Genomic DNA, 7812 nt, shown 5'->3' with positions numbered 1-7812 from the left:
TTCCTGTTCATCGTTCTGAAGTGAAGATACTCCCAGACGTTTGCAAATTAATTGAATAATGTCATCAGAAGGAGTGACCTGATTGTTTTCCAGTTTGGAAAGATACGATACGGAAATAATCCCCTTTGATAATTCTTCTTGTGTTAAATTTCTCTTTTGTCTATGAAAGCGGATTTTCGAACCGATGTTCATGAATTTTTACTCCTTCAGCAGATAATATTCAACTGGCGGACTTGACTTGCAGCACTGAATTCTGAAAGAACAGGGAGGATGGGTTGCGGGCTTGTCCGAACAACTTCTAAGATTATTAAAATAGTAACACAAAAAAGAACGGAATGTTGAGAATATTCCTATAATTATATTTTTTGTGGGTAAATGGTATTGCCTTGGTTTTTAAGGTGTGTATATTTTAACCTAATCCCAAGCTGAAAGTTTGTTATAATGTGATATATGAAAAATGAGTTCAGGAGGGAATTGAAATGATTGATTTACGTAGTGATACTGTAACAAAGCCTACACGTGAAATGAGAGAGGCGGCTTATGAAGCAGAAGTGGGGGATGATGTCTACGGGGAAGATCCGACTGTTACTAAGCTGGAAGAGGCAGCTGCAAGGATATTGGGAAAGGAATCGGCGCTATTCGTTACAAGCGGCACTCAGGGAAATCAGATTGCTGTGCTGACACATACTCGTCCAGGCAATGAAATCATCTTAGAAGAAAATTCGCATATCTTCTATTATGAATCAGGTGCGGTGGCGGCTTTTGCAGGAGTCCAGACGAGAACTATACCGGGGGTAAACGGAGCAATGGACCCTGCGTGTGTAGAAGCTGCAATGAGGGACGAAGATCAGCATTTTCCTGAAACGGGCTTGATTTGTGTGGAAAATACACATAATCGAGCAGGAGGTGCAATTATTTCACCTGAAAATATGCATGCTATATACTCAGTTGCCAGAAGGAATTCGGTACCAGTCCATGTTGATGGCGCGAGACTATTCAATGCTGCAGCAGCAAGTGGAATGGATATCAAGAAATTCACTAGCCATTGTGATACTGTGCAGATATGCTTATCAAAGGGGTTGGGAGCACCGGTCGGTTCGATTATTGCGGGTGATCATTCATTTATAAAGCGGGCGAGAAAGTGGAGGAAGAGACTTGGAGGGGGATTAAGGCAGGCGGGCTTAATCGCCGCACCGGGTCTGGTTGCATTGACAACCATGAGAGACAGACTTACTGAAGACCATGACAAGGCAGTTGTACTTAAGGAAGCTCTACAGTCCTGCAACGGAATCAAAGTGGTCAACGATGTTGATACGAACATTGTAGTTGCGAATGTTCGGGGAAAAGGGTACTCTTCAGAAGAGTTTGTGCAAGTCCTGAAAGATAAAGGGGTTCTGATCGGTGGTTTTGGTAAGGACACAGTCCGGTTCGTAACCCACTATGATCTAACAATGGAAGAAATCCATTTTGCAGCAAAAATTTTGAAGTCGCTTTAGATAAAAAAAGCTGGAAAGATGCATAGCATCAAACCAGCCATATTTTTTAATTGGTTTTTTGGGGGTGAAGCATTTTTCCCTGGTGATGATGCCAATTCATCATATATCCGTTTTCTTTCAGTTTTTGATAGCGCTCGTTCATTTTTTTGATCATCATTGCTCCTTGTTCTTTGGTGAAGACACCGTACTCAACATATTTATTGATCAGTGCTTTTTTTGTAGTGAACAATTCCTGATGCAATTTATCGAGCTCATGTTTCTGTGCATCCGATAAATTTACTTTCTGCGGAGCCGTCCGTTGGTCTTCAGCAGAGGCATAACCTTGGAAGTTTAGGCTGAGCATGCAAACAGCAATGAGTGTAAAGATTATTTTTTTCATAGATATCCCTTCTTTCGTTAAGTTTCATTGATAGTTTCAACATAATTTTAGCAATATATGTATAGGCATTTATAATTGATCAAAGGAAAGATAACTATATTATTTGCAGAAGGTGGTCATATCCATGTTAGAAAAATTCCTGTCAAGTATCGGGATTGGACATGTAAAAGTGGATACCGTTGTTCCTAAATCATCCATCACAGCAGGTGAAAACATCAACGGAGAAGTAATAATTGAGGGGGGAATGGCTGATCAGCCGATAAATGAAGTTCAATTGCTCCTGTTGTTTAAATATGAAGAGGATAAAGAAGACAGTGATTTCCCATACCACGAAAAGGAGTTAAAGACAATTGTATTAAATAGTATCGGCACAATTAAAGCGGGGGAAAAGAAATCAATAAGCTTTCAAATTCCTACAGACCCGGGTCACCCTAAAACAACTGGAACAAATCAAACTATTTTAAGGACTACCGTTGATATTCCACAGGCGGTGGATCCAACAGATGAAGATAATATCATTGTGAGTTAATTGAAGCAGCCGGATCCCTTTTGGATCCGGCTTGTTTTTTTGCTTCCACTTAAGTCTGATCAGATTCGATTGCATTCAGATATGATTGCCAACGGTAAATTCCCGTTGAATTCCTGGATGTCCCCATGTAAAATGAAGTAAGCGCATACATTCTAAATATTCAGTATTTTTACTTCGTCTGACTCGCATAATGAATTATTGGCGAATGCTATGGGTGTAATCAGTTAGAAGGAGGAGATATTTTTTGGGTGGAATTTGGCTGGCTTTAATAGGAGGGATTGTATTTTTATTAGGGTATAAGTATTACTCTACATTTATTGCGGAAAAAATCTATCGATTGGATCCCAATTACGTTACACCTGCTCATCAATTCAAAGATGGTGTTGACTTCATCCCTACGAATAAGTTTGTTCTTTGGGGGCATCATTTTACATCCGTAGCTGGTGCAGCACCGATAGTAGGACCGGCAATCGCTGTGTATTGGGGGTGGCTGCCAGCATTCTTGTGGGTCATTTTGGGAACAGTGTTTGCTGCCGGTGTCCATGATTTTGGAACACTCGTTCTCTCTGTCAGAAATAAAGGACAATCTGTTGGTACTTTGGCTAGTAAATTGATTGGAAAAAGAGCGAAGGTTTTATTTCTATGTATTATATTGATCCTTGTCCTTATGGTAAATGCCGTTTTTGCATGGGTCATCGCGAACTTATTTATTACGTTTCCAGCAAGTGTGCTATCGGTGTTCATCCAGATACCCTTAGCATTATGGATTGGATATAGAGTTTATAAACGGAGCAAAAGCATGCTGCTTCCTTCCATCGTCGCATTAGCAGTAATGTATCTATCTGCGATTGTTGCAAGCAGAGTGGAATTCCTTCAGATTGACCTGGTTAAATACTTTGGCGGTGAAGGGGCATCTGCTTTATTTGGATTAAGCTCCACAAGTATGGCATTCTTTGTCTGGATTATCATCTTAATGATTTATGTTTATATCGCATCCACCTTGCCTGTATGGAAGTTATTGCAGCCACGGGACTATATCAACTCCCATCAATTAGTGGTTGGTCTTGGATTACTTTACTTAGGTTTATTGTTTACAAATCCTCAAATTACAGCGCCGATGACAAATAGTTCTGCTGATGTATCGTGGTTTCCATTATTATTCATTACCATTGCCTGCGGGGCAATATCAGGTTTCCATGGGCTAGTATCTTCCGGTACATCATCTAAACAACTTGATAAGGAGACGGATGCACGGTTTGTAGGCTATTTAGGGGCTGTCGGTGAAGGGGCACTTGCACTGATTGCTATTATAGCATGCATTACATTTTTCCCGAATATTGAAGAATTCAAGGCCACATACAGCGGATTTGCAGCTGCAAGCGGTGCAGGACTTGGCGTATTTATCCAAGGTGCCGGTCAACTTGCTGCAGGACTTGGGATACCGGCCGATATTGCAGCCACCATCGTATCCGTCATCATTGTAAGCTTTGCGGCAACCACTCTTGATTCTTCCGTAAGGTTAATGAGATACATCATTTCTGAATTGGGAGAGGAATATAATGTGACGCCGCTGACGAATGCGCATGTTGCTACCACGATAGCTGTGGTATCAAGCGCAGCTTTGACACTGCTTCCACAAGGTCCCAAAGGATTCGGTTCAGGAGGATATCTTCTTTGGCCGTTATTTGGCACCTCGAATCAATTATTGGCAGGAATCAGTTTGCTGTTAATTACGATATGGCTCAAGAGACAGGGAAGAAATTATCTTGCAACATTAATACCTATGCTGTTTTTGATGTTCATGACTCTATGGGCAATGATCAATCAGGTGATTTTTGAATGGTCCGGAATCGGTGAAACAGAAGGAAATATGCTTCTATTTATCTTTGGCAGCATCATATTGATATTCACACTTTGGATATTGATTACAGCTGCATCATCGCTATCTAAAAGAGGCGAAGACCCGAATCAATTCACTGCATAATATGCCGGGAACCCTTTTGAGCAAGATTAAGGTGCCGGAAGGGTTCCTTAAATTGATTTATGACTGAAAAGTTTTAAAAAGGAGGGTGCAGCTTGATTGATTCATCAATGAGAGAAAAATTCAAACAAATAATCAATCTTTATGACGAAATTATAAAACATCCCCATAAAACAGAAATTGCAAGAGAACTAAGAGATGAAGATGATTTGTTCTTTTTACTCCTTTACTCTGATATGCTCGGGCTGCCCAATCCAGTTTTTTACTACACATTGGAACTGTACCCATATATGATAGAAAAATTTCATGACTGGCATTTAAGAATGGGTATGGACCATTCCCCGCTTGATGGAATTAGATGCTGCTGATATTCGGGAAAGGGTGATAAGTTAAATGAATGAGATCCAAAACCAGTCTATTCTTTTTGTGGGTGGGAAAGGAGGAGTAGGAAAATCCACATCCGCTTCAGCATTAGCTGTGATGTTTGCACAAAATGGTTTTAAGACGCTAATTATCTCTACTGATCCCGCTCACAATTTAGGCGATATCTTTCATGAAAAAATTGGCGCAAAAAAAACTCCTTTACTCAAGAATTTGTGGGGTCTTGAAATCAATCCTGAAATGGAAACCCGGCAATATATCAAGGGAGTAAAGAAGAATTTAAAAGGGATGGTCAAGCCGGCTATGATCAATGAGGTTCATCGCCAAGTCGATATGGCTGCATCTGCACCAGGTGCGGAAGAAGCTGCCTTGTTCGATCGGATTGTGTCGATTATTTTAGAAGAAAAAGAGGAATTTGATAAAATCATTTTTGACACTGCCCCAACTGGACATACAATCCGACTGCTTTCTCTTCCTGAATTGATGGGCATCTGGATGGACGGTATGCTTGAAAGAAGAAAAAAGACGAATAAAAACTACTCTCAATTGTTAAATGATGGAGAACCTGTGGAAGATCCAATTTATGAAGTATTGCAGAATAGAAGAGACAAGTTTGCAAGAGTACGCTCTATCCTTCTGGATTCATCCAGAACAGGCTTTATATTTGTCTTAATTCCAGAAAGGCTGCCAATTCTGGAAACGGAAAAAGCAATCGAATTGATGAATAAACACGAGCTGAAGATAAAAGGGCTAATTGTGAATAAAGTTCTACCGCATACCGCAGACGGTCAATTCCTGGAGAAAAGAAAAGAACAGGAAAAGGGTTATCTTCAGTTGATGAAAAGTAAGTTTAAAGAACAGAGCTTATACGAAATCCCTTTATTAGAAGAAGATATTTGTTCCGTCGATCATTTGGAGAAATTCGTTAAGCATCTGCAGAAAGAGTTAGCTAATTCAGTATAAAAAGTAAATACAGTGGATGACTTGATATATGATTGACCGTTTAGCACGCTTGATTTGAAAGTTTAAATCCAGTTGAGAGTGTAATAGGTATTCGTGAACGGAAGAATATACAACTAACATTGTAAATAAAGATGTAAATTTGTTGGTGAAAAGGCAGGTAGAAACTCTGCCGGTACATACTTTAGTAAACGATGAAGGCGGTGTCTTCATCGTTTTTTTTTTGCAGTTGCACCATGCAGGTTTTTCATCCAGTTAAATGTACCAGTGGAAAGAAGCGGTTTACAGTTATTCCTGAAATATGAAAACTTATAGAAAAAATATAAAAGCAAAAAGCTTGAAACTTTTTTTCTTTATAAACGTCTATAACAGTGTACAAAAAATAAGACCTGAGAAGGATGCATTTGGAGGAACACCCTTGTACAATTAATAAAAGTTTATCGGTCATCCGAAAAACGTTGACAGCAATGAAAAAGGAGAATAAATATGAAAAAGTTAATTAGTCTAGTACTGACCAGTCTATTATTAATTGGTTTAGTACATCCGGCAGCAGCTTCAGATAACAACAGTGATAAAAAAAGTATTAACGAAAAATTCGGAGTGCCGATAGTTGTTTATGGTGAGACACTCACTGCAGAGCAAAAGAAGAATGTCCAGAAACAACTTGGACTTAACGAAAATGATGATGTTGAGGAATTTACTGCAACAGGGGAAGACCTTGTAAAATATATTGAGGGGGAAAACAGAAATGCGAGAATGTTTTCTTCAGCAAAAATCATCAGGCAGGAAAAAGGCAAGGGGCTGAATGTGGAAATTGTTACTCCTGAAAACATTACAGAAGTTTCTGAATCCATGTATGCAAATGCCTTACTTACTGCCGGAGTGGAAAATGCAAACGTAGAAGTTGCCTCTCCAGTGAAGGTAAGCGGTCATTCGGCTTTGACAGGTATCTATAAAGCATATGATGTAAGTGGGGAAAAACTCGATTCAGTCCGTATGGAAGTGGCGAATGAAGAGTTGAATGTAGCTACGGAACTTGCCGAGGATTCGGGTATCGATAAAGAAAAAGTCAGTGAACTTCTGACTGAAATCAAAAAGGAAATTGCCGAACAAGACCCGGCGACAAAAGAAGAAGTGGAGAAAATCGTGGAAGAAAAGCTTCAGAGCATGAATATAGAGCTTAGTCCTGAAGACCGGCAGTTACTGATTGATTTATTTGACAAGATCAGGTCACTCGATATTGACTTCGATAATGTCCAGCAGCAGCTTCAGGATTTGACCGAAGACATCCAAACAACCATTAAAGATATCGTGAACGATGAGAGTTTCGGCCAAAAAGTATCCGACTTCTTTACCGGATTGATAGATGCGATTGCCGATTTATTTAAGTCGATAAAAAGTTTATTTGCATGACATTTTTTAGAAGTCCAGGTTATTCCGGGCTTCTTTTTTTATCCCATGCTATTGAAAGATAAACCAAAACTTATATTCACTGGTCAAAAGCCCTTCCGGATTCCGTTTTTGATAATAGGCTAATTAAGAGGAGTGGCATTTATGAATTGTGAACAACATTTTTATAGAAAAAACCTTTATCAAAATCAGGGATTTCCAGCTATAAATCAGCCATACCCGGGTGGATATCCTCCATACGCTGCAGCGGGGAGGCCACCTGGATACGGTTACGGATTTCCGGGATATCCTCCTCCTGTTCAGGGACCAGGAGCAGGCTTCGGATATGGATATGGTTTAAATCCGTTAAGTGCTGGACTGATTGGTTTGGGGATAGGTTTTTTAGGCGGTCAGATTGTAGGCGGTGGACCTTTTGGTGGATTCGGAAAGAGATATGTCTATTTTTATTAAACAATCATAAAGAAAAATATCTTATTTAATTATATTCTGCTAAGGGGATTTCAATAAGTAAATGATATAATCACACTATTTTAACAGCAAAAACAAGCAGGGGGGAGTAATCCCCCTGCTTGTTTTCCAGTTAATCCTGCTTTTTCTCATTATAATATTGTACTGAAGTCATTGCACCTTCACTGACCATTGAATTATCCTCGATGTTCTGCGGGTCGGGATTACC

The 7812-nt window shown here is 39.7% G+C and carries 10 protein-coding genes; 7 read left to right on the top strand and 3 right to left on the bottom strand.

The window, feature by feature from the left end; translation table 11 throughout:
- A partial coding sequence (locus HP456_RS16820; protein ID WP_172253212.1) for a helix-turn-helix domain-containing protein occupies positions 1-192 on the bottom strand: 192 nt, incomplete at its 3' end.
- 287 nt (positions 193-479) lie between these two features.
- On the opposite strand from HP456_RS16820, the gene HP456_RS16815 reads away from it, so the two are divergent.
- Positions 480-1496, top strand: coding sequence for a threonine aldolase family protein (locus tag HP456_RS16815; RefSeq protein WP_172253210.1), 1017 nt, complete (start codon positions 480-482; stop codon positions 1494-1496).
- Positions 1497-1542: 46 nt separating this feature from the next.
- On the opposite strand, the gene HP456_RS16810 is transcribed toward HP456_RS16815, so the two are convergent.
- Positions 1543-1875 (bottom strand): DUF2680 domain-containing protein, encoded by a 333-nt coding sequence (locus HP456_RS16810; protein ID WP_172253208.1) that lies wholly within the window; start codon positions 1873-1875, stop codon positions 1543-1545.
- 124 nt (positions 1876-1999) lie between these two features.
- On the opposite strand from HP456_RS16810, the gene HP456_RS16805 reads away from it, so the two are divergent.
- The 6 genes from HP456_RS16805 to HP456_RS16780 all read left to right on the top strand — a co-directional run bounded on the left by HP456_RS16805 (position 2000) and on the right by HP456_RS16780 (position 7586).
- Complete coding sequence (locus tag HP456_RS16805; RefSeq protein ID WP_172253206.1) at positions 2000-2404, top strand: sporulation protein; 405 nt, start codon at positions 2000-2002, stop codon at positions 2402-2404.
- Between the two features lie 244 nt (positions 2405-2648).
- Positions 2649-4388: a carbon starvation CstA family protein gene (locus HP456_RS16800; RefSeq protein WP_172253204.1), complete on the top strand. Its 1740-nt coding sequence runs from the start codon at positions 2649-2651 to the stop codon at positions 4386-4388.
- A gap of 107 nt (positions 4389-4495) precedes the next feature.
- Entirely contained in the window at positions 4496-4753 is a 258-nt protein-coding gene (locus HP456_RS16795; protein WP_172253214.1) for a cory-CC-star protein, read from the top strand.
- 25 nt (positions 4754-4778) lie between these two features.
- Positions 4779-5729 (top strand): ArsA family ATPase, encoded by a 951-nt coding sequence (locus tag HP456_RS16790; RefSeq protein WP_172253202.1) that lies wholly within the window; start codon positions 4779-4781, stop codon positions 5727-5729.
- A 483-nt stretch (positions 5730-6212) separates the two neighbouring features.
- Positions 6213-7139, top strand: coding sequence for a DUF1002 domain-containing protein (locus HP456_RS16785; protein ID WP_172253200.1), 927 nt, complete (start codon positions 6213-6215; stop codon positions 7137-7139).
- A 141-nt stretch (positions 7140-7280) separates the two neighbouring features.
- The gene (locus tag HP456_RS16780; RefSeq protein WP_172253198.1) at positions 7281-7586 is read left to right on the top strand and encodes a hypothetical protein; all 306 of its coding nucleotides are present in this window, start codon (positions 7281-7283) and stop codon (positions 7584-7586) included.
- 130 nt (positions 7587-7716) lie between these two features.
- Here HP456_RS16780 and HP456_RS25100 read toward each other — a convergent pair.
- A partial coding sequence (locus HP456_RS25100; RefSeq protein WP_512698763.1) for a YbyB family protein occupies positions 7717-7812 on the bottom strand: 96 nt, incomplete at its 5' end.

This window comes from Bacillus haikouensis (genome assembly GCF_013179555.1).
Lineage (GTDB): Bacteria > Bacillota > Bacilli > Bacillales > Bacillaceae_B > Rossellomorea > Rossellomorea haikouensis_A.
The sequence above is the reverse complement of the archived record's forward strand: the minus strand, read 5'-3'. Positions and strand labels throughout refer to the sequence as shown.

Excerpts from the sequence above, each read along its gene's own strand:
- HP456_RS16815 (WP_172253210.1), top strand. The coding sequence starts at position 480 with ATGATTGATTTACGTAGTGATACTGTAACAAAGCCTACACGTGAAATG.
- HP456_RS16810 (WP_172253208.1), bottom strand. The coding sequence starts at position 1,875 with ATGAAAAAAATAATCTTTACACTCATTGCTGTTTGCATGCTCAGCCTA.
- HP456_RS16805 (WP_172253206.1), top strand. The coding sequence starts at position 2,000 with ATGTTAGAAAAATTCCTGTCAAGTATCGGGATTGGACATGTAAAAGTG.
- HP456_RS16795 (WP_172253214.1), top strand. The coding sequence starts at position 4,496 with ATGAGAGAAAAATTCAAACAAATAATCAATCTTTATGACGAAATTATA.
- HP456_RS16790 (WP_172253202.1), top strand. The coding sequence starts at position 4,779 with ATGAATGAGATCCAAAACCAGTCTATTCTTTTTGTGGGTGGGAAAGGA.
- HP456_RS16785 (WP_172253200.1), top strand. The coding sequence starts at position 6,213 with ATGAAAAAGTTAATTAGTCTAGTACTGACCAGTCTATTATTAATTGGT.
- HP456_RS16780 (WP_172253198.1), top strand. The coding sequence starts at position 7,281 with ATGAATTGTGAACAACATTTTTATAGAAAAAACCTTTATCAAAATCAG.